Annotated in this window: 25 protein-coding genes; 24 read left to right on the top strand and 1 reads right to left on the bottom strand. The window is 42.0% G+C overall.

The annotated features are described in order from the left end of the window. Positions 1–41: 41 nt before the first annotated feature. The 6 genes from ASG93_RS14210 to ASG93_RS14185 all read left to right on the top strand — a co-directional run bounded on the left by ASG93_RS14210 (position 42) and on the right by ASG93_RS14185 (position 6,964). A complete protein-coding gene (locus ASG93_RS14210; RefSeq protein ID WP_056832945.1) occupies positions 42–1,853 on the top strand; it encodes a phage/plasmid primase, P4 family in 1,812 nt (603 codons plus the stop codon). Positions 1,854–2,308: 455 nt separating this feature from the next. Next, positions 2,309–2,746, top strand: a complete 438-nt coding sequence (locus ASG93_RS14205; RefSeq protein ID WP_056832942.1) for a hypothetical protein — start codon at positions 2,309–2,311, stop codon at positions 2,744–2,746. Beyond that, the gene (locus ASG93_RS14200; protein ID WP_056832941.1) at positions 2,746–3,099 is read left to right on the top strand and encodes a hypothetical protein; all 354 of its coding nucleotides are present in this window, start codon (positions 2,746–2,748) and stop codon (positions 3,097–3,099) included. The genes ASG93_RS14205 and ASG93_RS14200 overlap by 1 nt, the downstream gene beginning before the upstream one ends. Before the next feature lie 494 nt (positions 3,100–3,593). Next, positions 3,594–5,264 (top strand): recombinase family protein, encoded by a 1,671-nt coding sequence (locus tag ASG93_RS14195; RefSeq protein ID WP_056832939.1) that lies wholly within the window; start codon positions 3,594–3,596, stop codon positions 5,262–5,264. Positions 5,265–5,462: 198 nt separating this feature from the next. After that, the gene (locus tag ASG93_RS14190) at positions 5,463–6,224 is read left to right on the top strand and encodes a nucleotidyltransferase domain-containing protein (protein WP_056832937.1); all 762 of its coding nucleotides are present in this window, start codon (positions 5,463–5,465) and stop codon (positions 6,222–6,224) included. 11 nt (positions 6,225–6,235) lie between these two features. Further along, positions 6,236–6,964 (top strand): DUF6602 domain-containing protein, encoded by a 729-nt coding sequence (locus tag ASG93_RS14185; protein ID WP_056832935.1) that lies wholly within the window; start codon positions 6,236–6,238, stop codon positions 6,962–6,964. On the opposite strand, the gene ASG93_RS14180 is transcribed toward ASG93_RS14185, so the two are convergent. After that, complete coding sequence (locus tag ASG93_RS14180; protein WP_056832933.1) at positions 6,957–7,694, bottom strand: magnesium chelatase domain-containing protein; 738 nt, start codon at positions 7,692–7,694, stop codon at positions 6,957–6,959. The two genes, ASG93_RS14185 and ASG93_RS14180, sit on opposite strands and share 8 nt — an antisense overlap. Before the next feature lie 199 nt (positions 7,695–7,893). Here ASG93_RS14180 and ASG93_RS14175 point away from each other — a divergent pair, with 199 nt between their 5' ends. From ASG93_RS14175 to ASG93_RS14090, 18 genes are all read left to right on the top strand, one after another. Next, positions 7,894–8,151, top strand: coding sequence for a hypothetical protein (locus ASG93_RS14175; protein WP_056832931.1), 258 nt, complete (start codon positions 7,894–7,896; stop codon positions 8,149–8,151). Between the two features lie 375 nt (positions 8,152–8,526). Next, positions 8,527–9,687 carry an ADP-forming succinate--CoA ligase subunit beta gene (sucC, locus tag ASG93_RS14170; RefSeq protein WP_056832928.1) on the top strand — a complete coding sequence of 387 codons (1,161 nt, stop codon included), beginning with the start codon at positions 8,527–8,529 and terminating at the stop codon, positions 9,685–9,687. A 51-nt stretch (positions 9,688–9,738) separates the two neighbouring features. After that, the gene (gene sucD, locus ASG93_RS14165; protein WP_056832926.1) at positions 9,739–10,671 is read left to right on the top strand and encodes a succinate--CoA ligase subunit alpha; all 933 of its coding nucleotides are present in this window, start codon (positions 9,739–9,741) and stop codon (positions 10,669–10,671) included. A 116-nt stretch (positions 10,672–10,787) separates the two neighbouring features. Next, positions 10,788–11,879, top strand: a complete 1,092-nt coding sequence (dprA, locus tag ASG93_RS14160; RefSeq protein ID WP_056832925.1) for a DNA-processing protein DprA — start codon at positions 10,788–10,790, stop codon at positions 11,877–11,879. A 69-nt stretch (positions 11,880–11,948) separates the two neighbouring features. Further along, entirely contained in the window at positions 11,949–14,051 is a 2,103-nt protein-coding gene (gene topA / locus ASG93_RS14155; RefSeq protein ID WP_056832923.1) for a type I DNA topoisomerase, read from the top strand. 12 nt (positions 14,052–14,063) lie between these two features. Beyond that, positions 14,064–15,380 (top strand): FADH(2)-oxidizing methylenetetrahydrofolate--tRNA-(uracil(54)-C(5))-methyltransferase TrmFO, encoded by a 1,317-nt coding sequence (gene trmFO / locus ASG93_RS14150; protein WP_056832921.1) that lies wholly within the window; start codon positions 14,064–14,066, stop codon positions 15,378–15,380. Between the two features lie 197 nt (positions 15,381–15,577). Next, on the top strand, positions 15,578–16,132 hold the full coding sequence (hslV, locus tag ASG93_RS14145; protein ID WP_056832919.1) for an ATP-dependent protease subunit HslV: 555 nt from the start codon (positions 15,578–15,580) through the stop codon (positions 16,130–16,132). Between the two features lie 132 nt (positions 16,133–16,264). Then, the gene (gene hslU, locus ASG93_RS14140) at positions 16,265–17,662 is read left to right on the top strand and encodes an ATP-dependent protease ATPase subunit HslU (protein WP_056832917.1); all 1,398 of its coding nucleotides are present in this window, start codon (positions 16,265–16,267) and stop codon (positions 17,660–17,662) included. A 41-nt stretch (positions 17,663–17,703) separates the two neighbouring features. After that, positions 17,704–18,489, top strand: coding sequence for a GTP-sensing pleiotropic transcriptional regulator CodY (gene codY, locus ASG93_RS14135; protein WP_029195350.1), 786 nt, complete (start codon positions 17,704–17,706; stop codon positions 18,487–18,489). 222 nt (positions 18,490–18,711) lie between these two features. Next, positions 18,712–19,119, top strand: coding sequence for a flagellar basal body rod protein FlgB (flgB, locus tag ASG93_RS14130; RefSeq protein WP_056832915.1), 408 nt, complete (start codon positions 18,712–18,714; stop codon positions 19,117–19,119). A 6-nt stretch (positions 19,120–19,125) separates the two neighbouring features. Next, positions 19,126–19,575, top strand: coding sequence for a flagellar basal body rod protein FlgC (gene flgC, locus ASG93_RS14125; protein ID WP_047672814.1), 450 nt, complete (start codon positions 19,126–19,128; stop codon positions 19,573–19,575). Positions 19,576–19,595: 20 nt separating this feature from the next. Then, positions 19,596–19,904, top strand: coding sequence for a flagellar hook-basal body complex protein FliE (fliE, locus tag ASG93_RS14120; RefSeq protein ID WP_029195353.1), 309 nt, complete (start codon positions 19,596–19,598; stop codon positions 19,902–19,904). Between the two features lie 43 nt (positions 19,905–19,947). Beyond that, on the top strand, positions 19,948–21,531 hold the full coding sequence (fliF, locus tag ASG93_RS14115; RefSeq protein ID WP_056832913.1) for a flagellar basal-body MS-ring/collar protein FliF: 1,584 nt from the start codon (positions 19,948–19,950) through the stop codon (positions 21,529–21,531). Positions 21,532–21,543: 12 nt separating this feature from the next. After that, positions 21,544–22,560 carry a flagellar motor switch protein FliG gene (gene fliG / locus ASG93_RS14110; RefSeq protein WP_056832910.1) on the top strand — a complete coding sequence of 339 codons (1,017 nt, stop codon included), beginning with the start codon at positions 21,544–21,546 and terminating at the stop codon, positions 22,558–22,560. Next, the gene (locus ASG93_RS14105) at positions 22,544–23,386 is read left to right on the top strand and encodes a FliH/SctL family protein (protein WP_414858864.1); all 843 of its coding nucleotides are present in this window, start codon (positions 22,544–22,546) and stop codon (positions 23,384–23,386) included. Before fliG ends, ASG93_RS14105 begins: the two co-directional genes overlap by 17 nt. Further along, positions 23,383–24,708 carry a flagellar protein export ATPase FliI gene (gene fliI / locus ASG93_RS14100; protein WP_056832908.1) on the top strand — a complete coding sequence of 442 codons (1,326 nt, stop codon included), beginning with the start codon at positions 23,383–23,385 and terminating at the stop codon, positions 24,706–24,708. The genes ASG93_RS14105 and fliI overlap by 4 nt, the downstream gene beginning before the upstream one ends. A gap of 9 nt (positions 24,709–24,717) precedes the next feature. Beyond that, positions 24,718–25,161, top strand: a complete 444-nt coding sequence (fliJ, locus tag ASG93_RS14095; RefSeq protein ID WP_056832906.1) for a flagellar export protein FliJ — start codon at positions 24,718–24,720, stop codon at positions 25,159–25,161. Positions 25,162–25,185: 24 nt separating this feature from the next. After that, the gene (locus ASG93_RS14090; protein WP_063891869.1) at positions 25,186–26,094 is read left to right on the top strand and encodes a hypothetical protein; all 909 of its coding nucleotides are present in this window, start codon (positions 25,186–25,188) and stop codon (positions 26,092–26,094) included. Positions 26,095–26,103: the final 9 nt, after the last annotated feature.

Raw genomic sequence — 26,103 nt, 5'->3', positions numbered from 1 at the left:
CTTTGCAAGGATTGTAAACAACTAAGTAGGGAGTGGAAATAATGTACATTGAGTTCAAAGAGGGTCAGAAATTCGCAAGTGTAATCGCAGATCAGTCACCAATGCACGAAGCTTTCAAAGATGCGGGATGGGTACTGTCCAATGATGATCTGATCGTGGACATCGATGATAAGCCAAGGGAAATGCTTGAGAAGATGATTCAAGTTTTTGACATTAAGACCCAAATCGTTTGGACTGATCGGGGAGTGCATCTCTACTTTAAGAAGCCCAAAGCGTTCAAGGGCACTCGCTCTGTATGTCCAGTAGGCTTCGAAGTGGAGTACAAACACATCTCAAATACCAAGGCAATCACGATCAAGCGTGGTGGAAAGTTGCGGGATATAGTGAACCCTGGCATTCGTCAAGATTTACCCGACTTCCTGTACATTCGCACTAAGTTGGAATCGTTGGATGGATTGGGCGAGGGTGATGGACGGAATCAGAAATTGCATTCCCATAAGTTCAAGATCATGTCCGTGACCGATCACAAGAAGGTACTATCATTCATTAATAAGCATGTGTTCGCTGAACCGATGGAAGAGAAAGAGTTCGACACCGTTGCACGAGATCAGAAGATCGAAGCCAAGGAGAACGAAGAACCACAAGTTGCAGAGTCCTTGAAAAAGAAGCTCAAAGTTGTCAAATACAACGACCAGTTATATTCATACAATGGAGTACGGTTTGTGTCTGGCGAGTTCATTCAAGAGGTGTACGAGGAGCTACCTGACAAGAAGACTCATTACGTCGAAGAGGTCATTCGTCAAATGGACAAGCGTATCCGTAACGTGAAACAACCTGTCAATGGGTGGGATATCAAACTCAAGAATGGTGTTCTCAGAAGCGGGAATTTCTATGAACTGGATTCTCACGAGTTCACTCCGTATTACGTTGATGTTGAGTACAACGAGGATGCCGAAGCTGTAGAAGCTGTGGACAGTTACTTGCAGCATTTGTCCCAAGGTGATCAAGGCTATGTCAAGCTGATTCTACAAATGATGGCACACGGTCTGATAACGAATCCAGAAGTCAAGAGACAGATCGCAAAGTTCTTCGTCCTGATCGGGGACGGTGGAAATGGTAAAGGAACGCTTCTGACAATCATTCGTCTATTACTGGGCGAAGAGAACTGTTCATCCAATTCCATCGAGGAGATCGCGGACGAACGCTACTTCGTGGGGATGCAGGGTAAGTTATTTAACCTTGGTGATGACATTAAAGATCAACCCATTGACCACGAGCAAATGAAGCGACTCAAGAACGTGGCAACATGTGACTATGTGGCTACAAGGATGCTGTTCAAACAGTCCAAGGATGCTGTCCTGACGACTTCGATGATCTTCACTTCAAACCATGCTTTGAAATCGTTTGAGAAGGGTGAAGCGTACCAAAGGCGGGTAGTATGGTTGCCGATGTTCTCCAAGCCGACCAAGAAAGACCCAAAATTCATTTCCAAACTGACAACACCAGAAGCAAAGTCATACTGGATGAAGCTGATCGTAGAAGCGTACCAAAAGTTGCACCACACTGGGGAGATCGAAATTCCAGAAGTAGTTGCAAACCACAATAAGGAATACCACGCGGACAATAATAATGTCTTGGAGTATATCGAGGGACACACAACTGACTATTTCGTTGGTCTGCGTCCTCCAGAGGTCTATGACATGTACGAGATTTGGGCGAACGAAAATGGACTGACGGTTCACAGTAAGAAGATGCTCAAGGACACGCTTGAAAAAGTACGTGGGCTAGAGGTCGGGTCAGTCAAGGTCAATGGACAGGTAGCTAAGAAATACAAGCTAAAGCAAGCAGGGTAACTTCAGGGTAACCTAGGGGTAACTTTTTTGGTAGACGTTCCAAACCCATGGGAGAGTAAGGGGTAACGTAAGTAACCTATATTTTAAAGAAGTTATTTGTATAGTTATTTATATCTATTATCACTCTTTGCTAACTCAGGAACATAGATTTTCGAAAGACAGGTTACCGAGGTTACCCCTTGATAAAAATGGCTTTCAGAGGTTACCCGAAAGGTTACCCACTGGTTACTAACAGGTTACCCAAGAATACGATTTTCTACCCTATTACTACATCTATAGAGAACACAGTTCATTGTGTTCAAGTGTTCAGATACTCTGGTTAAACAATGCCAATTTGTCACAAACATTATTGTGAGAATCTGGAAGAATATCATATTGTGAAAATCCCGTGTCCGATACGACATCTAGTATGTAAGACAAAACAAAACAAAACAAAACAAATTGGAGGAATTCAAATGATTTCAATGTACTCTAACGCTTTAACAATTAACGGTGACAATCTTCGCCCATTCTTCAAAGGTAACTCGGGTAAGGTTCGTGAGACGTATTATTCTCCTGAACGAAACAACCTGATCGTATTTAAACCATGCGACAAAGGGATCGACACTAACTCGATCATCAACTGCACAATGGAGCAGCCATTCAACTACCTTATGAACGCATTGGATCACGAGCGTAATATCGTTGTGGTTTGGTCACAGGTGGAAGGAACGACTTCTGATTTTCAAATCCACTATGGTCAAAATGTACAAGAGATGGACATCAAGAATCACAGAGCGTGTCTCAAATTATTAGGGACTCCGTCAACGATTCGGTACAAGTACACAATGATCAAGAATGCAGTGGCTTACCAGATTACACTAAACAAAATTCCAGTAGGAGGAAACAACTAATGAATGCAAACAACATGAAACTAACATTCGCCAAGATTAACGCTCGTAACAAGGAGATCATGGTACGTATCCTGCCCGAACTATCCAAGAAGTATGAGGTCAAAAGTGCCGATGCTGATTGTATTCTGTTAAAGCTGACGGACAAAGATGACATTGAAATCTTCATGAGTGGGTCACACGATCCCCAGTTTGGTATCTACGTTTGGAAGAATGAATCACAGACTATCGATTATGCACAGGGGATTACCGAGGAACGTCTAATTCCCCTGATCGATGAAACGATCCTCATGTACAAGATGGATTTCAAGAGACCCTGCCCGTTCCCTGACAACTACGCTTGGTACGCCAAATGACACATCTGATCCGTAACTGAACAGCCACTGAACACCCCCCGATCCGTCACTGGAAAAGGGGATTTTCATGCCATTTTACAGGCTTTGGCAAGGTGTGCGGTGAAGTAAAAACGCGATTTAGGGAACATTTTTAGTCTTACTGGGAATGTGCGGTGGCGGGTGAAAAGGCAAAAATCGATTCCAGACCCCGCGGGGGGTTAATACAGCTTGATTAGCTTGTTAAACACCTGTGAAAGACTTGACACATAAAAAATGTGCGTGGTGTCCGAGCAAATCCAAAGTAGAAAGACTTATACATCTGATAAAGGAGGATGAGCATCATATGTTCCGTACTATTACACTTGAATACCGTATAAAGACCTCAAATTGCATTTATACAATTACGATATATTCCGATGGCTCGAGAGAAATTACGGAACAATCTATTGACGCATAACAATGACAATGTTACCATTTCGATATAGAAACATTATCACGTAAAAGGAAGTGTCATAATGTCCCAAGAAACCACATTGGTAAGCAAACAAAAGAGTCGATCCACTAATATAAAGGTCGCGGCTTATTGCCGTGTCTCAACTGGTAGTGAAGAACAAGAAACATCATTTAAGAACCAACGTAGCTACTTTGAGCGTGAGATATCCAAGAATAAAGACCTTACTCTATTCCGTGTATACGCTGATCGTGGAATCTCTGGCACTTCGCTTAATCGTCGTGAAGAGTTTTCCCGAATGCTCTACGACGCAGGACTTGATGAAACGAAAATCAATAGTAAGAAATCCGTTTTCACCGCTTCGCACAGAGAGCCGCAATTCCATCAGATACACGTTAAAGGTACTAGCCGTTTCGCCCGTAATGTGTTAGTCATTGACGTATTACGCGAACTACTAAACAAGGGAGTACACGTTTATTTCTTGGATATCAATTTGATATTTGATAGTATAGATAAAGAATTTATGCTTAATTTATTTCTTAACTTTAGCCAACAGGAAAGCATCGACAAGAGTTCTAAAATGCGGTTTGGTTTAGCAGAGTCAGCACGGAAAGGCGTGATTTTTACGAACAATAAAATATGGGGATACCAATATAGTAAGGATTCGCGTGAATTGACCATCGTGGAGGAAGAAGCCTCAGTAGTACGTAAAGTGTTTGAAATGTACGCCGAGGGTTTGGGTATTCGCCGTATTATGAATTACTTAGAGGAAAACGGTATACGGTCTCGCCAAGGTAAACCGTTTGTAGCATCATTCATTAAACGCATGTTATCTAACGAAAAATACTATGGAACTTTGGTGCGTAACAAATACGACACAGGTACTGTGTTTAACAAGATTACGCCAAAAGTTAAGGATTCCGATAAGTGGCAAGTATTCGAGAACCGCGTACCTGCTATCATTAGTAAAGAACTATTCGATAAATGTAATACAATTCGCTCAGGCAAGGTTAGCCACGTAAATCAAAAAGGCATTTACAAGGGTGTCAGCGATCTGGCGAGTAAAATCTTTTGCGGCAAATGTGGTAGTTCGTACACCCGAAATCTCGACAAAGGACGGGCTTTCTATAACTGTTCAACGAAGAAGACGAAAGGTACGGAGCATTGTGATAATATCAACGTCCAAGAGAAAGCAATTAACGAACAGATTGACGATATAGCAACTAATGGGCTTATAGCGGTATTTGCATCACAGAAAGACAAACAGCTTGAAGCCTTTCGATCTCAAATTGAAGCGTTACAGAATCGTATAGACGCTCCCGCCGTGGAGGAATTGAACGCCAAGACCGTTGAACTAGTGGAACTTGATAATGAAGAAACAACATTAATACGTTTAGTCGTGAAAGGTCAGGTTAAAGAATCTCTTTTTGATGAGCTGAAGCAGGATATAGACGCTAAGAAAGAAGCAATTAAAGCACAAATCAACACCTTGGCACAGACTAACGAAGACATTCTAAATGATATTGACGTACTGGAATCGAAGATAGCAAAGTTGAACGCCCTTACCGTCAAGGAAGAGTATAGCCGCGAGGAAATCCTAGACCTTATTTCTAAATTCGTGATCACTTCAGAAGTCGTGCCATTTATTACGAAGAAAGACAAACGTGAATCATCGAAGGTTAAGCCCATTATCACATATGAGTTGAGTGTATTTGACGCTCTGACACAAATTTAATACTTCATTTATAGATACGCCTCTTGCCAATGTGCAGGGAGCGTTTTTTTTTTAGTATCAGACAATCATTGTACGTTAAGTAGTATGGAATTAGCTTGACTTAATTGGACTAATATGGGAATATCTTATTAAGGTCAAAGAAAGTCAAAGTCAAAGTCAAAGTCAAAGTCATAATTTTGTTTACACAGGGGGAAAAGTATGTCGGACGAATATGTACTTAAGATTGCAAACAAATATCATATAAAATCTGAAATTGATGGAGCTACAGAGAGGGATGTGATCAATCCTTTAAAAAAACTTATCTCTAAATGGGCTGGTGAATGCCTAAATGATGTTTACCTGTCAGGTTCTAGAGCGAAAGGGACAGCGATTAACTTATCATCTGACCTTGACTTGTTTATTTCAATTAAATCAACTACCAGTAATCCCCTCAATGAAATTTATGACTCACTTTTTAATCATATTGAAGGTGCAGGATATAAGACGCGGAAACAAAATGTGTCTATAGGTTTGAATGTTGCTGGGAAGCAAGTTGATTTGGTTCCTGCCAAAAAAAGACCTGGCAACACAAACGATCATAGCCTTTACATCAGTAAAAGAGACACTTGGACTCAAACTAATGTAATCGAACATATTAACAAAGTGAAGAATTCTGGAAGGATAACAGAAATCGTATTGCTGAAGATCTGGCGTAAACTGCACAACTTAGATTTTCCATCGATCTACTTGGAGTTATCTGTTATAGAGGCATTAAGCGGAAAAAGAAAAAACACCCCTGCAAGCAACTTTTTAGCAGTATTGGATTATCTGCGTGATGAGTTCTTAAGTAAAAAGATAATCGATCCTGCAAACACAAACAATGTTATATCCGACGATTTGTTTAAGTACGAAAAAGAAGCGATTCAGAAAAAAGCCAAAGAAAGTCGTTCTCAAAAATATTGGAAAGATATCATTTGGTAGGGAGATGCATAATGTCGAATAAAGTCAACATGAAAGAACTGTTTCTCGAAATGCAACAGGAAATGCTTATGAAATTAAAATTGATCCGTAATCATGTTACACATGCACCTACCAAAGGCAATGCAGTCGAATTAAGTTGGATAGAATTTCTTGGTACTTATTTGCCAAACCGTTATTGTGTAGACACTGCCTTCATCGTGGATCATACTGGAACACGCAGTGATCAAATAGATCTTGTCATTTACGACCAACAATACTCTCCTTTTGTCTTTTGTCATGCAGGGGTAAAATACATTCCAGCGGAGAGCGTATATGCCATCTTTGAAGTAAAGCAAACGCTTAACAAACAACACATTGAGTATGCAGCAAAGAAGGCTGAGTCTGTCCGCTTGCTCAATCGTACATCGGTGAATATCGTTCATGCTGGGGGAGTCTATCCAGCAAGACCTATTTTTGACATTGTAGCTGGTATAATTACCACTTCATCCGATTGGAATCCAGCATTCGGAAAGAGCTTTCAAGAAATAATTGAATTGTTGGAACCAAAGCAACGCCTTAATATAGGTTGTGCATTAGACAGCGGCTCGTTCCTCTTACAGCCAGATGGGACAATTGATATCAGTTCTAACGAAGAATCGTTAATTTTCTTCTTTATTAAACTCTTTACTCAATTGCAAAACTTGGGTACCGTTCCAGCGATGAATATTGATTTGTATAGCCAAGCACTAGACTCTATTTAAGGAATCTAATGACTAATTGAAAATGCTGAAGGAATAGCATGATAATGTAACACAATAGCAGAATATTATGCATCCCGGCCGCGGCGATCATCATCGCACGCTTCACTTGGTGTTGTCCGTTGACATCGGCATAATCTTCGACAAAGCTATGTTCTTCAGCAGAAATTGTCGAAATTTCACTACCTTTATAATTAATGCCATTAAATATAAATTCGTGATGGGATTGCTTGTTCCAGGACTTGAAATGAGAAAGGTTAGTTATCGCACACACCTCAATACCTTCTATTAAAGCAGCTTCAGGAGCATTCGCGAAGGGAAGGCATACACGTTTTATCCCTAGCTTTTTAGCGGCATGTGCCATTGAAAGAACACCAGGTATAGGGCGAAGAGAACCGTCCAATGCTAGTTCACCTAGAAACAAAGTGTTCATAATGCTATCCATTGACACTTGACCCGTTGTAATCAAAATTCCGACCGCAATAGCTAAATCAAATGATGAGCCTTCTTTGCGTAAATCTGCTGGCGCGAGATTGACTGTAATCCGATCCATGGGGAATGTGTAACCGCAGTTTTTGATGGAGGAGCGCACTCTTTCGACAGATTCCCGAATGGCCGAGTCGGGGAGACCCACCAAGTTAATTTGAGGTAAGCCACTTGAAATATCGACCTCTACTTCGATCGTTTGTCCTTCTATTCCCTGCAAGCAAGCGCTCATGACTTTGCCATACATGAAAAAACACCTTCCTCTCCATAGTTACGCAGCTGTTTCGAGCTGTCATAAAGTGGGATAAAAGGTGCTTCCTTATTGATCCGTTTTATACTTTGCCCTTATTGTATATGATAATGGTAAAATTACGCAATCCGGAAATGATCACCGCATACGTTTTAAAAATGCACGGCTTGCACATACTGGAACTAGAGGTGATGATATGCAGGAGAAACCGTATTTTTGTCCCAATTGTCGTTCCAATCGTATCAAGTTCAGTGTAATTACTAGTTATTCTCAATCGTTTTTGAAGGATGCGCTTTCAGGAAATATTACAGAATTCAAGGATCCTGACGCAATTCCAGAGCCAGAACCTACGATTCAATGCTTGGTGTGCAGTTTCACGGGTAATGAGCTTCGCTTCATTAAACAAGCAGAACGTGAACCGCGAATGAATACACCAACAACGCCGCATTACTAAAAAAGTCGATGTTAGACGTATTTTTCAGCTAATGAAAATGCGTCTTTTTTTTATGTAGGTAAGCGTATAAGTTTTATACTTTTGCTTCGCATCTACCTAGACAAACGCGCTCGTCCCTGAAGGACGACGGAGTCGTTTATCCTTGGTTGTAAGTGATAGCTAAAGTTTTTCAGTGTGAAAGGAAACTTCTAACGGCTTAACGAAAAAAATAAGGAAACTGTCGAAAATTAGTGATACAATGGTTAGGGCTTGTGAAGAAGTGTGATACTAATTCCGGCAGCAAGATTTATTTCGTGCACTACACAAATAGGAAATGACACTTTTTCCCTGTATAGCACGTATAGAAAGTCCATACTGATAGGAGGATTTTAGGAAATGAATATCCATGAGTATCAAGGCAAAGAAGTCCTGAGACAGTACGGAGTCAACGTTCCTAACGGAAAAGTTGCTTTTACCGTTGACGAAGCTGTTGAAGCAGCGAAAGAACTCGGAACATCCGTCGTTGTTGTAAAGGCGCAAATTCATGCCGGAGGTCGCGGAAAAGCAGGCGGCGTTAAGGTAGCCAAAAGCCTCGATGAAGTTCGTACATATGCTAGCGAAATTCTCGGTAAAGTTCTTGTCACTCACCAAACGGGTCCAGAAGGCAAAGAAGTTAAACGTCTTTTGATCGAAGAAGGCTGTGACATTAAGAAAGAATATTATGTTGGTGTTGTTGTTGACCGTGCTACAGGTAGCGTCGTTTTGATGGCATCTGAAGAGGGCGGTACGGAGATTGAAGAGGTTGCTGAGCATTCTCCTGAGAAAATCTTCAAAGAAGTTGTGGATCCTGCGATCGGTCTTCAAGCTTTCCAAGCACGCAGACTTGCTTACTCCATCAACATTCCTAATGAGCTTGTTAATAAAGCAGTTAAATTCATGCTTGCTCTTTATAAAGCATTCGTAGAGAAAGACGCGTCCATTGCCGAAATCAACCCATTGGTTGTTACTGGTTCTGGCGACGTTATGGCTCTTGATGCCAAATTGAACTTTGATTCCAACGCTCTTTTCCGTCACAAAGATATCGTTGAACTTCGTGACCTTGAAGAAGAAGATGCGAAAGAAATTCAAGCTTCTAAATATGACCTGAGCTACATTGCTCTTGATGGTAACATCGGTTGTATGGTTAACGGCGCAGGACTTGCTATGGCCACTATGGACATTATCAAGCACTACGGCGGAGACCCGGCTAACTTCCTAGACGTAGGGGGCGGTGCTACGAAAGAGAAAGTAACTGAAGCTTTCAAAATCATCTTGTCCGATGAGCAAGTTAAAGGGATTTTCGTTAACATTTTCGGTGGTATCATGCGTTGTGACGTTATTGCTGATGGTGTTGTAGCTGCTGCTAGAGAGCTTGGACTTTCCCGTCCGCTTGTTGTTCGTCTTGAAGGAACAAACGTTGAACTTGGCAAAAAGATTCTTAACGAATCCGGCTTGAACATTGTTGCTGCTGACTCCATGGCGGATGGCGCACAAAAAATCGTTGCATTAGTTAAATAAAATTTAAACCCGAGCGGTTTCAAATAATATAGGGGATGTGAACAATAGATCATGAGTATTTTGGTTAATAAACATACAAAAGTCATTACTCAAGGGATTACCGGCGCTACGGGTTTGTTTCATACCAAAGGCGGTCTGGAATACGGCACACAAATGGTTGGTGGCGTAACCCCAGGTAAAGGCGGAACAAAAGTAGATATCACATTGGAAAACGGTGAGCTAGTTCAGCTTCCAGTTTTCAACACGGTTATCGATGCTAAAAATGCAACTGGTGCTACGGCATCCGTTATCTATGTACCACCAGCTTTTGCTGCAGAGTCAATCATCGAAGCTATCGAAGCTGAGCTTGATCTGGTTATCTGTATCACAGAAGGTATTCCTGTTCTAGACATGGTTAACGTAAAGCGTTATCTGGAAGGCAAGAAAACCGTTCTAATCGGACCTAACTGTCCAGGCGTTATCACACCGGGCGAGTGCAAAATCGGTATTATGCCGGGCTACATTCATACGCCAGGTCACGTAGGTGTAGTTTCCCGTTCCGGAACACTAACTTACGAAGCAGTTCACCAATTGACAACTCGCGGTATTGGACAATCCTCTGCTGTTGGTATCGGTGGAGATCCTGTTAAAGGCTCCGAGTTCATCGATATCCTCAAGCGCTTTAACGATGATCCAGATACGTATGCTGTCATCATGATTGGTGAAATCGGCGGTACGGCAGAAGAAGAAGCGGCTGAGTGGGTTGCTGCGAACATGACGAAGCCAGTTGTAGGCTTTATCGGCGGTAAAACAGCTCCTCCAGGAAAACGTATGGGCCATGCTGGCGCCATTATTTCTGGTGGTAAAGGAACAGCAGCTGAGAAAGTTGCAACTATGGAAAGATGCGGTATCCGCGTTGCGGCTACACCGTCCGAGATGGGTTCTACACTTGTAAGCGTGCTTGAAGAAAAAGGCATGTTGGATAAAGTCATCACAAAAAAATAGTTTTCTTCTAACGAAGGTAAGCAACCTTCCATATCCCTGTTTCAGGGATTTGGGAGGTTTTTTGTTTTTCTTGGCTTTGCAACCATTTGTTATTCTAGAAGGGAGTGTATATACTTATGGATAATCGTTTTATTTTGTTTGGTCTTCACGAGCTCGAGGGCGTTGGTTGGAAAACGATTCTTCAGCTCCTGAGCCGCTTTCCTGAACCTGAGGAGCTGTTTAAGCTTTCGGCTGCAGCAATTGCCTCCAAAGGTATACGAACTTCCATTGCTGAACAAATCGCCACGCGGTTTACACCGACTTTTATTGAGCAAAAGCTTCAGTTATATAAGAAGCAATCCATTCAAATTCTTACGCTTTTGGATGAAGACTACCCATCGATTCTTAAAGAAATTGCGCAGCCTCCCTGGGTTTTATATGTGAAAGGAAATGTATCATTATTAAATGGGCGTCTCCTCGGTATGGTAGGAACACGTACCCCTACGCTTTATGGGAAAAAGATTGCTGAGGAGTGGGCAGCTGCCCTTTCAAGAGCAGGATTCGGTATCGTGAGCGGATTGGCGAGAGGTATTGACAGCAAGGCCCATATTGGTGCATTGCAAGGTAAATCCAAAACGGTTGCTGTTCTTGGATGTGCGATTAATCAAATTTATCCGCGTGAGAATGCATTATTATATCGAAATATAGAACAAGTGGGTGTTATCATTTCTGAATATCCCATTGGTACGGGTATGAAGCCAGGTATGTTCCCGCAGAGGAATCGAATCATAGCCGGATTGTCATTAGGAGTTACGGTTGTAGAGGCAGCAGAAGATAGTGGTTCGCTGATAACAGTAGAATTTGCCGTAGATGAATCAAGAGATGTATTCGCAGTTCCTGGTCCAATTGACTCTAACCAAAGTAGTGGTGTCCACAAGCTTCTAAAGGATGGCGCTAAACTAGTTACCCGTGTTGATGAGATTGTTGAGGATTATAAACATATGTTAAGCGCGGAAGATCAGAGTGCCATGAAGAAGCCTTTGCCGGCATTTTCGCTTACGGATGAGGAAGACAAAATTGTTCGAAAGTTGTCGAATGAGCCTGTCTCGATTGATGCGCTGTTAGAGGACGGTCAATTTACGTTTGGACATTTGCATGCAGTTCTGTTATCTTTACTAATGAAAAAGGCGATTAAACAGCTTCCGGGTTCTACTTACATACTAGCATAGGCTAATACGAAGCTTTTCTTCTCGCCAATAGACTTTACCTTGAAACCAAGAGGGGAGGAAGGACGATCCATGGCGGATTCTTTAGTCATAGTTGAGTCACCAGCAAAAGCCAAAACCATTGGCAAATATTTGGGAAGTAAATTTATCGTAAAAGCCTCAATGGGTCATATTCGCGACCTTCCGAAAAGCCAAATTGGCGTAGAAGTGGATCGTAACTTTGAGCCTAAATACATAACAATCCGCGGTAAAGGTTCTATACTTAAAGAATTAAAAGATGCGAGTAAAAAAGTAAAAAAAATATATCTGGCGGCGGATCCGGATCGTGAAGGTGAAGCTATTGCCTGGCACTTAGCTCATTATTTGGACGTTGGTTCCGAAGAACTCTGCCGTGTTGTATTTAATGAGATAACGAAGGATGCGGTAAAGGATGCTTTCAAAACTCCGCGCCGAATCAATCAAGATCTCGTTAACGCACAGCAAGCTCGGCGCATATTGGACCGACTCGTTGGTTATAAAATCAGTCCTTTACTTTGGAAAAAAGTAAAAAAAGGATTATCAGCAGGCCGTGTACAGTCGGTTGCGGTTAAATTGATACAAGACAGAGAGAATGAAATCAAGGCCTTCGAACCTGAAGAATATTGGTCGATTACCGCCCTTTTGGATGCTGGTAAAACCGTGTTCGAAGCGAAGTATCATAGCATAAACGGTGAGAAAAAGGAACTACACTCGCAAGAGGATGTCGATCTGATTTTAGCTGCGATGGGCAGTGATGCTTTCACAGTGAAAGAAGTGAAAGAGAAAGAACGCCAGCGTAATCCTTCTCCTCCTTTCATTACAAGCTCTATGCAGCAGGAAGCTGCGAGGAAACTTAATTTCCGTGCGTCGAAGACGATGTCTGTGGCACAGCAGTTATATGAAGGAATAGACCTAGGAAAAGAAGGTACGGTTGGTTTGATTACCTATATGCGTACCGATTCCACCCGTATTTCGCAGGTTGCCCAAGAAGAAGCCAAAGATTTTATCTTTAATAAATATGGCCCTGATTTCTACCCGGAGACACCTCGCCAGTACACGAAGAAAAATGCTAATGCGCAAGACGCGCATGAAGGTATTCGACCTACATCTGTACTTCGAGAACCCGATCAAATGAAGGCATTTCTCAGTAAAGATCAATATCGTCTGTACAAGCTGGTCTGGGATCGTTTCGTAGCTAGTCAAATGTCTTCAGCCATCCTGGATACGATGACCATTGATTTAACAGCTGGAGAAACCGTATTTAGAGCAAATGGGTCCAAGATGAAGTTTGCTGGATTTATGAAAGTTTATGTCGAGAGCAATGACGACGGGACGACAGAAGAGGACAAATTGCTGCCGCCTCTGACTAAGGGAGATTCTTTACAGAAGCAAAGCGTGGATCCGAAGCAGCACTTTACTCAACCGCCTCCAAGGTATACAGAAGCGCGTTTAGTAAGGGCGTTAGAGGAAATGGGTATTGGGCGTCCGAGTACGTATGCACCGACACTGGAGACGATTCAGAAGCGTGGATATGTTGCCATTGAAGAGAAGAAATTCGTGCCTACAGAGCTAGGTGAATTAGTTATTCAATTGATGCAGGAGTTTTTTCCTGAAATTCTTGATATCGAGTTTACGGCTCATATGGAAGAAGAGCTTGACTTCGTCGAAGAAGGAAAAGAAGACTGGGTCCGAGTTCTGGATACGTTCTACACGTCCTTTGAAAAGCGGCTTATATTCGCTGAAGAGGAAATGAAGGAAATCGAAATTCAGGATGAAATCTCAGAAGAGATTTGCGAGAAATGCGGTAAACATCTCGTCTATAAAATGGGGCGTTTCGGTAAGTTTCTGGCATGCTCTGGATTCCCGGATTGCCGCAATACGAAACCGATCATTAAAGATATTGGTGTTACATGTCCAACTTGTCATATAGGGAAAATTGTCGAACGCAGAAGCAAAAAAGGGCGTGTTTTCTATGGCTGCGATCAGTATCCAGCCTGTGACTTTGTTTCATGGGATAAACCGGTCAATAAGCCATGTCCTGTTTGCAGCTCGATGATGATCGAGAAAAGAAGCAAGAACGGTGTGACTATTCAATGTACACAGTGTGATCATAAAGAAGAAGCTAGTGATGATAATTCAGATGATATGAAAGATTAGAGGTGTCCGATTTTGCCAGAATATCCAAGAGTAACAGTCATCGGTGCAGGATTGGCTGGAAGTGAAGCCGCCTGGCAAATTGCCCGTCAGGGTGTGCCTGTTACTTTATACGAAATGCGTAATGTCCGTAAAACCCCAGCCCATATAACTGATCAATTTGCTGAGTTAGTCTGTAGTAACTCTCTACGTTCGAATGGCCTTACCAACGCTGTCGGAGTACTAAAGGAAGAAATGAGACGTATGGATTCACTCATTCTAACTTGTGCAGATGAGCATGCTGTACCGGCAGGGGGTGCGTTAGCTGTTGACCGTGACGGGTTCTCTCAAGCTGTTACAACGACGCTTCGCAACCATCCGCTCATAGAAGTTCGCAATGAGGAAGTTCAAACTTTGCCTGAAGGCATTACCGTAGTTGCCTCAGGTCCATTAACATCACCAGCACTTTCTGCAGGCCTCAAAGAGCTTATGGGTGAGGAGTACTTGTACTTTTATGATGCAGCAGCTCCGATCGTGGAGAAGGACTCCATTGATATGAATAAAGTGTACTTGGCTTCCCGCTATGACAAAGGAGAGGCTGCTTACCTTAACTGTCCTATGACAGAAGAAGAGTTCAATGTTTTCTATGAAGCTTTAATCACTGCAGAGGTTGCTGAACTGAAGGAATTCGAGAAAGAAATTTATTTCGAAGGCTGCATGCCCTTAGAAGTCATGGCGAAGCGCGGTAGACAAACGGTTCTGTTCGGGCCAATGAAACCAGTCGGTTTAATAAATCCACATACAGGTAAGATGCCGCATGCTGTCGTTCAACTACGTCAAGATAATGCAGCGGGAACTTTGTATAACTTAGTCGGTTTCCAAACCCATTTGAAGTGGGGAGAGCAGAAACGGGTGTTATCCTTAATTCCAGGATTAGAGCAAGCAGAGTTCGTACGCTTTGGTGTTATGCATCGCAACACGTTTATTAACTCTCCTAAGCTTCTTGAACCGACTTATCAATTTAAACGTCGTGAGAATCTGTTTTTTGCAGGTCAAATGACGGGTGTAGAAGGATATGTGGAATCTGCGGCTTCTGGTCTTATAGCAGGTATGAATGCGGGGCGCTTAGCTAAAGGGCAGTCTTGCTTGGTTGTACCTGAGGAAACGACTTTAGGGAGTATGGCACATTACATCACGACAGCCGACTTCAAACATTTTCAGCCGATGAATGCTAATTTCGGTTTACTTCCACAGTTACCTGAACGAATTCGCAATAAAAAAGAAAAATACGAGAAGCTGGCTAATCGAGCTTTGGAGAGTATTCAGAATTTTAAGAAAACATATGCAGAGTAGGTTGTAATTGGTCTATTGGCTATGGTACTATAATTATGTTTTGTAGCATTTTTCATTCGTTTCCTCATACATTTACCTCTAGATGCGGTCATTTCTTGAATTGATCTCGCTAGAGGTTTATCTCATTTATGAGACCGAAACCAGCGCAAAGAGAGTGACTTTCATGGTGTATGATTCCATTTGAGAGGTGAGAAAAGATGGATCCTAATCAAGCTACGTTTCATGCGACAACAATCTTTGCCATTCGTCATCAAGGTAAGGGAGCTATTGCCGGAGATGGGCAAGTGACATTTGGCAACAGCATGATTATGAAAAGCACGGCCAAAAAAGTTCGGCGTTTACATAGAGGGAAGGTCATCGCTGGTTTTGCTGGTTCTGTTGCCGATGCGATTACACTTTTTGAGAAATTCGAAGGCAAGCTGGAGGAACACCACGGTAATTTGCAGCGTGCTGCGGTGGAGCTTACGAAGGATTGGCGTCAAGATCGCGTTCTGCGGAGGCTTGAAGCCATGATGATCGTTATGGATTCATCCGGTTTACTGCTGCTCTCAGGAAATGGTGAAGTTATTGAACCTGATGACGGTATTTTGGCTATTGGGTCTGGCGGCAGTTTTGCATTAGCTGCAGGAAGAGCATTGTATCGCCATGCGTCGTCACTAAGTGCTAAGGAAATAGCCCACGCTGCCCTAACGACTGCAGCCGAAATATGCGTGTTTACGAATCATAATATCATTGTGGAAGAGATTGAATAGTTTACGCTTACGATGTTAGTTTTGCTAAAGCAAAACTAAGCCTATGCTTACGACGCAAGTTTTCCTACGGAAAACTCAGTTTACGCTTACGATGTTAGTTTTGCTAAAGCAAAACTTTTAGGAGGGTACAAAATGGCAAACAGCTCCCTTACACCTAAACAAATTGTCCAAGAATTGGATCGATACATAGTAGGTCAGAAAAAAGCGAAAAAATCGGTTGCTATTGCTCTGCGAAACCGATATCGGAGAAACCTCGTGGATGAGTCTATGCGGGATGAAATTGTTCCGAAGAATATACTTATGATCGGGCCTACCGGCGTTGGAAAGACTGAAATTGCTCGCAGACTAGCTAAATTGGTAGGCGCACCATTTATTAAGATCGAGGCGACCAAATTCACAGAAGTTGGTTATGTTGGTCGCGATGTGGAGTCAATGGTACGTGATCTGATCGAAACTTCAGTACGCATGGTTAAGGTTGAGCGGATGGAAAAGGTCAAAGACCGTGCTGAGAAGCTCGCTAACGAGCGCCTTGTTACCTTGTTGGCACCAAGTCCGACGCGTGCCAAAACGCAGCGTAATCCTCTTGAAATGCTGTTTGGAGGGCAAAACCAACCGGATCAAGAAGAAAGTGCGCCAGATCCTTCGCTTGCCGCTAAAAGGGCTCAAATCGCAGAGCAATTGACTAATGGTAAATTAGAGAATGAAGTTGTAGAAATCGAGGTGGAAGACTCTTCACCATCGATGATGGATATGCTGGCTGGCCAAGGCAATGAACAAGCTGGAATGAATATGCAGGAGATGTTCGGCAATCTACTCCCGAAGAAAATGAAGAAACGTAAGCTGCTTGTTAAGGAAGCTAGGAAAGTGTTGACGCAGGAAGAAGCGCAAAGATTGATTGACATGGATGAAGTGATCCAGGAATCTGTTAACCGCGCAGAACAATCCGGTATAATTTTTATTGATGAGATCGATAAGATCGCAAGTAATAGCCGCGGCGGCAGCGGACCGGACATCTCTCGGGAAGGTGTTCAACGAGACATTTTACCGATTGTAGAGGGATCGACGGTTGTAACCAAATATGGGCCCGTGAAGACGGATTATGTCTTATTTATTGGTGCAGGTGCTTTCCATATTGCAAAGCCTTCTGATTTAATCCCAGAGCTTCAGGGAAGGTTCCCGATCCGAGTAGAGTTAAGTAACTTAACCTTGGAAGACTTTGTTTCTATTTTAAAAGAACCTAAAAATGCATTAACCAAACAATATACTGCTTTGTTGCAAACGGAAGGTATAACGGTTGAGTTTGCGGACGAAGCTATTTATGAAATTGCTCGTATTGCTGTTGAAGTTAATCAGAATACCGAGAATATTGGTGCCCGGCGATTACACACCATTTTAGAAAAATTGCTGGAGGATCTATCTTTTGAAGCGCCTGAGCTTACATTGGAGTCTATTGTCATTAACCCGGAATATGTCCGTGAGAAGCTTAGTGATATTGTACAAAACCGAGATTTAAGTCAATATATCTTATAATAAAGAACTATCGCATGGTGAAGTAAGTAGGAGGCAGTTAAATGAGTTTATTAAATAAAACAAGAAGGCTAAATCGCTTGCTGCAAAAAGAAGCTGGCAATGCAGTTAGCTTTATGGATATGGCCGAGGTGCTGCGTGATATTGTTATCGCGAATATCTACGTCGTTAGCCGCAAAGGCAAAATTTTAGGATATGCGGTAACGAATGATCCGGTTTCACCCGAAATGAATCAGACCATATTAATTGAACGCAGATTTCCGATGGAGTCTAACAATCTGCTCTTGAAGATTGAGGAAACATCATCAACAGCAGAACCTGACAGTCCATATTTCTATTACACGGAGCAAATGAAGGATATGTTTCCATACACGCATACGACTTTAGTACCAATTATTGGTGGCGGCTCTCGATTGGGAACACTTATTTTAAGTCGTAGCGAAGGAACTTTCATTGATGATGACTTAGTTCTGGCTGAATATGGATCTACAGTTATCGCAATGGAAATATTAAGAGAACGTGCCGAGGAAATAGAGGAAGAAGCTAGAAGTAAAGCAGTCGTTCAAGTTGCGATCGGTTCCTTATCTTTCAGTGAAATGGAAGCAGTGGAACACATTTTTGAAGAATTAGATGGTAAGGAAGGTCTTTTGGTAGCGAGCAAAATTGCCGATCGGGTAGGCATTACTCGTTCTGTTATTGTTAATGCACTTCGCAAACTGGAAAGCGCCGGAGTTATTGAAACTCGCTCGCTTGGTATGAAGGGCACTTATATCCGTATTTTAAATGAGCAATTAATACAAAGTATTGAGCAATTAAAAACAAAACTATAGTTAAACACATAAAAAAGTCCTGTCTTGTAAAAGATAGGGCTTTTTTCTTATTGTAAGTTTACGTGATATCTTAGATGATAAGGAAGGTTACCGAATGTTTTACATAATTCTACAATAAGGTCCATTTCAAATTATTTTATGAAAATAATGTCGAAATAAGAAGGAATCGATAATTACAATGTTGAAGTATAAGTCGAATATTCTATTGACGGGGGTATCGAAATGTCTTTATTAGACAAACCAAGTTGGAACTTGATGGAGCGATCGCTGGATGCATCGACTCTGAGACAAAAGGTTGTAGCAAACAACGTAGCCAATGCGGATACACCCTTCTTTAAGCGATCAGATGTCGTGTTCGAAGAACTTTTACAAGGTCAGATGGATTCATCAACACCCTCTATAGAAGGTTATCGGACAGACCCTAGGCATTTCTTAATAGGGAAATCCACAAATCTGCCAAATTCAGAAATAAAAACAGATGAATCGACAGCGATTAATAACAATATGAACAATGTCGATATGGATTATGAAATGTCTTTAATGGCCAAAAATCAACTTAAATACAATGCAATGATTCAACAAATGAACAGCGAGTTCAAAAAAATGCGCACAGTCTTAGGAGGGAAGTAATAACCAATGAGGTTAACCAATGGATTTGACATCAGTTCATCGGCACTTACTGCTCAGCGATTAAGAATGGATGTTGTCTCTTCTAATATAGCGAATGCGGATACAACACGTGCTAAGTTCGTAGATGGGAAATGGGTTCCCTATACAAGGAAGTTAGTTGCTTTCGAAACGAAGTCACAGCCCAGCTTTGCGCAGTCGCTTAAATCGGCAATGGCTGATGGTACTGGCGAAGGTGTAAGGGTGAATAAAATTTTTGAAGATAAATCACCTTTGAAACAAGTATATAACCCAACTCATCCAGATGCGGATGGGAACGGATTTGTTTATATGCCTAATGTTGATGTGCTTAAAGAAATGGTCGATATGATTTCTGCTACTAGATCCTATGAAGCCAATGTAACCGCTCTTAATGCAAGTAAATCAATGATAACCAAAGCTTTGGAGATTGGTAGATAACTACTACAGGAGGTTGCATCATGATTGACAAAATAAGTTACAGTCCACTAAACATCATGAGTTCCATTCAACCAAAGGATAACTCTGGTGAAGGGGCTGCTGACCTTGGTAAAAGATTCGGTTCGTTCCTTAATGACGCCATAACAAATTTAAACACGCAACAACAGCAAGTTGACAATTTGAATCAGAGTTTCATCAAAGGTGAGCTTTCCGATGTTCATCAACTGACAATTGCCTCTGAGAAAGCATCGCTAGGGCTTGAGTTGACTGTACAGGTCAGAAACAAAGTCCTTGAAGCATACCAAGAAATGATGAGAATGCAGCTGTGATTGACTTAGATGCTGCTAAATTTTGGTTCGATGAGGTGACAGAGTGAACGAGAACCTGCTCCAGTACTGGGAAAAGGTGAAGCAATATTGGAATCGTTATAGTAGAACTACGAAAATCACTTTTATAGCAACAGTTGTCCTACTGATTCTTACTGCGGCAATTATAAGCATTAATTTATCAAAAACGGAATATTCACTCGCATTTACGGAATTACAGCCGAGTGATGCTTCAGCGATCAAGTCCTATCTGGATACAGCAAAGATTCCGTATCATCTTAGCGCTGATGGTAAAAGTATCGAAGTACCAACAAGCGAAGTAGCAAATGTAAAGCTTGGTGTTGAGTCCCAAGGTTTAAATAAGAACGGCTCTTTAGGCTTTGGTGCATTTAGCGACAGCAGTTCATTTGGTATTACAGACAACGAATTCAAAGTCAAATACTTGAACGCGATTCAAGGCGAGCTTCAACAGTTGATTAACGCTAATCAAGCAATCGCTAGTTCAAAAGTTCTCATCTCTCTTCCAGAAGAAGGACCTTTCTTACAGCAACAGCAAGAGAAAGCAACGGCATCTGTTGTCGTGCAAACGAAACAGGGCTACACACTAGATCAAGCAAAGGTTGATACAATTTATAATTTAGTTTCGCATAGTGTTAAGAATCTCCCTTTAGAGAATATAACGATCTCTGACCAGTATGGACAGAGTCTGGTATCTTCGAAGGTCGGCGGAACGTCTTCTACGAGTTTAGTAAGTAGTCAAGCAGATATTAATAATCAATTCCGAAATGATTTACAGAAGAATATCAATACGATGCTGGGTACAATGTTTGGCCGAGATAAAGTAAATGTAAGTATATTCTCAACAATGAATTTTGATCAAAAGAAAAGTAAAGAACAGCTAGTCAGCGCTCCGAATCAAGTGGATCAAAAAGGGTTGGAAATTTCTCTACAGGAAGCAAGCGAGTCGTATCAGAACAATGGTGCTGATACAGGCGGTGTACCAGGTACAGGGGCTACAGATGTTCCAGGCTACCCAGGGGCGGCCAGCTCAGGCAAATCTAACTCAGAGAAAAATAATAAGACTGTCAATTATGAAGTCAATCGAATTACGAACGATATTATCTCTACGCCTTATGTTGTAAAAGACCTAAGTATAAATGTAGGAATTGAGCCTCCGGTTAAAGATGATCCCAATTCATTGACGGCTGAGACTAAGGCAGCGGTGCAAAGTGCGCTAGTAAATATCGTAAGAACCGCTTTAGCAGATAATAAGGTTACATATACAGACGCAGATTTACAGAAAAAAGTTACGGTATTCGCACATTCTTTTGCAAGACCTACGGATACACTGGCTTCGAAAACGACTACATACTTAACCTATGCAGGTTTAGCTTTAGCGGCGCTTGCAATTGGATTAATTGCAGGGTTCGCAATTAGAAAACGAAGAAAAGCTGCGCAACAACAGTTGGATCAAGAAATGAATCTCGCAGCAGGCAAAGCACAACTTCCAACGATTGATATCGAAAATGTTACGAATGAAAATCAAGTACGCAAGCAGCTAGAGACTCTTGCAAAAAAGCGACCAGAAGACTTTGTCAATTTGCTTCGTACATGGTTAGTAGACGAATAGGGGTGCACTTGTATGGCCAAAGCTGCTCTGCAAGGGTTAACAGGACGACAAAAGGCAGCCATTCTTTTGATCAGTTTAGGCCCTGAGGTGTCTGCTCAAATTTTTAAACACTTGCGAGAAGAAGAGATTGAGCAATTAACGTTAGAAATTGCGAACGTTAGAAAAGTAGATTCTTATGAAAAAGAAGCTATTTTATCTGAATTTCATCAGATATGCTTAGCCCAAGAGTTTATTTCTCAAGGTGGTATTTCTTACGCCAAGGATATTTTGGAAAAGGCTTTGGGATCTCAAAAAGCGCTTGACATTATCAATCGTTTGACTGCCACTCTGCAAGTGAGACCTTTTGATTTTGCAAGAAAAGCAGATCCAGCTCAAATTCTAAACTTTATTCAAAATGAGAATTCGCAGACAATCGCTTTAGTTTTGTCTTATTTGCAGGCAGATCAAGCTTCGATCATTTTGTCTTCATTACCACAGGAAAAGCAAGCTGATGTTGCTAAGCGCATTGCACTCATGGATAGCACCTCTCCTGAAGTCATTAGCCAGGTAGAACGCGTTCTTGAACAAAAGCTATCTTCAACGGTAACTCAGGATTACACAAATGCAGGTGGTATTTCTTCCATCGTTCAAATTCTGAATGGTGTTGATAGGGGTACAGAGCGTACCATTCTCGATTCCCTCGAAATTCAGGATCCGGAACTTGCGGAAGAAATTAAGAAGCGGATGTTTGTATTCGAAGATATTGTCAATATCGACAATCGTTCCATTCAGCGAATTATTCGCGACATTGAGAATGCGGATTTACAGCTTGCCCTTAAAGTTGCAAGCGAAGAAGTTCGCGATGCCTTGTTCAAGAATATGTCCAAACGTATGGCGGATACCTTTAAGGAAGAAATGGAATTTATGGGACCTGTGCGTTTACGTGATGTTGAAGAAGCTCAGACCCGTATTGTTGCAACGATTCGCCGCCTAGAAGAATCTGGTGAAATCATCATCGCACGTGGTGGAGGAGATGATATTATTGTCTAATGTCATTAAATCATTCGCTTATTTTCCATTAGATGATAAGAAATTAGTAAAAACGATATCACCACTTGAATTATTACGCACTGGTATGTTAACGGATGAAGCCAATCAATTGACTCCGGAACAGCAGCAGGAACTAACAGAAGCTACAAGTATGAAGGAGCAGATCCTTCAAGACGCTGAAGCTTTTGCCCATGAACAAATCGATCAGGCGATGCAAGAGTGTGCTGCGCTTAGAGAACAAACGCAGGCAGAGATAACGAGTTGGTGGGAGAGCCGCCGTGCTGAAGATGAAGAGCACATCGCGCTATCCAGACAATCAGGATTCGATGAGGGCTATGAACAAGGGATTGTTCAAGCCGAAGATAAACTCCGACAAGAATACGGTGATATGTTAACTGAGGCTCGATCCATTTTGGAACAAACCTACAAGCTTAAGCAGCAAATCATTCAAGAATCAGAACCATTCTTAATTGAGCTTAGCACTTCCATCGCTGAGAAAGTGATTGGGCGTCAGTTAACTTTGAATCCAGAATGGGTCATTGATTTAATTCAGATGGTACTTTCACGCAGACGAGAAAAAGGAATTATCGCACTTTGTGTAGCGCCTTCACAGTTTGCTTATATCCAAGATGCACGCGAAGAGTTACTGACTTCCATTGATTCACAAGCAGAATTACAGATCATACCGGACTCTACGGTACAAGACCGTGGCTGTGTGATACGTTCCTCATTTGGAAGCATTGATGCCAGAATTGATACTCAGTTAAAAGAGATTAAGTCGGCGTTAAGACAATTGGCAACTCAAAGTGAGGTATCCGAGTCATGAGCAGCAAGCTCCCAAATGTTGATAAATACAAGGAGCATCTACATACGATTGATCCGATTAGAGTCAACGGTAAAGTGACGCAAGTGATAGGGCTGACAGTTGAGTCAGAAGGTCCTGATGTGAGCATTGGCGATCTTTGCTACATTTATCCGCACAAGTCTAACAAGCCGTTAAAGGCTGAGGTCGTTGGATTTCGCAGCAATAAAGTAGTTCTGATGCCACTCGGTGATTTGGATGCCATAGGTCCTGGATGCGACGTCGTAGGTACCGGAAAGCCGCTTACAGTCCAAGTTGGCCATGAGCTGCTTGGCAAGGTGTTAGATGGTTTGGGACAACCCTTAGATGGTTCTTTCCTGCCCTCTAGAATGGCACAATATTCAACGAATAATGTACCCGGAAACCCGCTTACACGACCACGCGTTTTGAATCCAATTTCGGTTGGTGTTCGCTGCATTGATGGCCTATTAACAATTGGCAAGGGTCAGCGTGTCGGTATTTTCGCTGGTTCTGGTGTAGGTAAAAGTACGTTGATGGGTATGATTGCCCGTAATACATCCGCTGATGTCAATGTAATTGCTCTTATTGGTGAGCGTGGTAGAGAGGTTCTAGACTTTATCGAAAGGGATTTAGGTCCTGAAGGACTTGCTAGATCCGTTGTGATTGTTGCAACCTCGGATCAACCCGCTTTGATTCGAATCAAAGGTGCGATGATTGCAACTAGTATTGCCGAGTATTTTCGAGATCGCGGCTTAAATGTCATGATGATGATGGATTCAGTCACTCGTTTTGCTATGGCGCAGCGTGAGGTCGGACTTGCTGTTGGAGAACCTCCAGCTACACGTGGTTATACGCCTTCGGTATTTGCCATGCTACCACGACTGCTAGAGCGTTCAGGTACGGGACCAAAGGGTTCCATTACCGCTTTTTATACCGTGCTTGTAGATGGGGATGACATGAATGAACCTATCGCTGATGCAGTACGAGGTATTCTTGACGGACACATTGTCCTAAATCGCAGCATTGCTAATAAGGGTCATTACCCAGCCATCGATGTTTTATCCAGCGTAAGCCGAGTCATGAAAGAAATAGTCCCTACTGAACACATGGAAGCAGCTGATCAATTGAAGCGACTTCTTTCTATTTATAAAGATTCGGAAGATCTTATCAATTTAGGGGCATACCAAAAAGGTTCTAACCAAAATATTGATATCGCTATGGATAATATCGAGGCAATATGGGATTTCACGAAGCAAAAAACCTCTGAGAAGTTGACGTTTGAAGAAGCTCAAGAACGTTTGATTCATGAATTTTATAAGGGATGAGGCTCTTGAATGAATTTTCGTTATTCTTTCCAGCAAATTGTCGATTTGAAAAACAATGAACGAACACAGGCTGAGTGGATACTATCTGAGGCAATGGGGCAACTAAGGAACGAAGAAACGAGCTTGCATGGATTGTTTGAGCAAAAAGATAACCTTCATAACGAAATGGCAAATGTATCTAGCGGTTCGGTATCTATTTCCAAGATGCTGTTAATGCAAAATTACATGAACCATGTTGATCAACAGATCGCCCGCAAGCATCTGGATGTGCAGCAAGCACAGCATGTCGTACTCAAAAAGCAGGAACATCTTTCGGAAAGAATGATTGATGAGAAAGTATGGTCAAAGGCAAGAGAGAAGGCTTACAACCAATTTCAATCTTTTGTCGCCAAAAAAGAGCAAGATGCTCTAGATGAAATGGCCAATAACCGTTTCAGGCGGCTAACGTATTGAGGAAGGTAAAGGAGGGAAGAGGAGATGGCCGATACAAGCATAGAGGGTGCATCTTATAGTGCACTGGAACGTTTTCTGATATGGTTTGTCATCCCCTTTGTGTTTACGGCAGTTTTGCTCTTCGTACTGTTGTCAATTTTTGATTATGATATCAAGAGCAGTATACAGAAGGCGCTGCATAATACACCGGTCATTGGGACTATCGTCCCTGCTCCCAAAGAAAAAGCAGTAGTGACGAGTGATGGTAAGGTACCGACTTCTGAGCAAAGCATCAAGAATAAAGATGAAGAGATAACGAAGCTAAACGCAAGAATCGCTGAACTTCAAACGGCTTTGCAGAAAGCAGATTCGACAACCGAGCAGAAGGATACTTCATTGAAAGATGCTCAGGCGAAGTTAACTGACTTGGAAGAGAAGCTAAAAAGTAAAACTCAAACCGAAGAAGAATACAACAATCAAATTACTCAACTAGCGAATATATATGCAAAAATGAATCCAAGTAAAGCTGCCCCTATTATTGAAGCATTGACACCTAAAGAAATGGTTCTTGTGTTTTCAATGATGAAAGCAGATAGTCGTGGAGCTATTCTTGAAAAAATGACCCCTGCTATAGCGGCGGAGGCTTCTATCGGAGTTAAGGATGTTGTTCCTGTTCGTGATAAACAAATTGCTGCCTTGCAAGAGAGATTGACAACGAATGGAGCGACGAAGGCCGAAACATCCGTAAGTAAAACAGATTTAGGGCAAACTTTTGCCAATATGACACCGAAAAGTGCTTCCAACGTCCTGCTGGAAATGAATAAATCTAACCCTGATAAAGTGTTAGCTATTCTCAGTGGGATGGATAACGCTTCTCGTTCTAAAGTAATGTCTTCTTTGTCAGACGCAAATAAAGAAATCGCTGCTTCAATTTCATCTAAACTTGTTCAGTAATGTCATTGA

This window comes from Paenibacillus sp. Soil787, assembly GCF_001429545.1.
GTDB lineage: Bacteria > Bacillota > Bacilli > Paenibacillales > NBRC-103111 > Paenibacillus_E.
The sequence above is the reverse complement of the archived record's forward strand: the minus strand, read 5'-3'. Positions and strand labels throughout refer to the sequence as shown.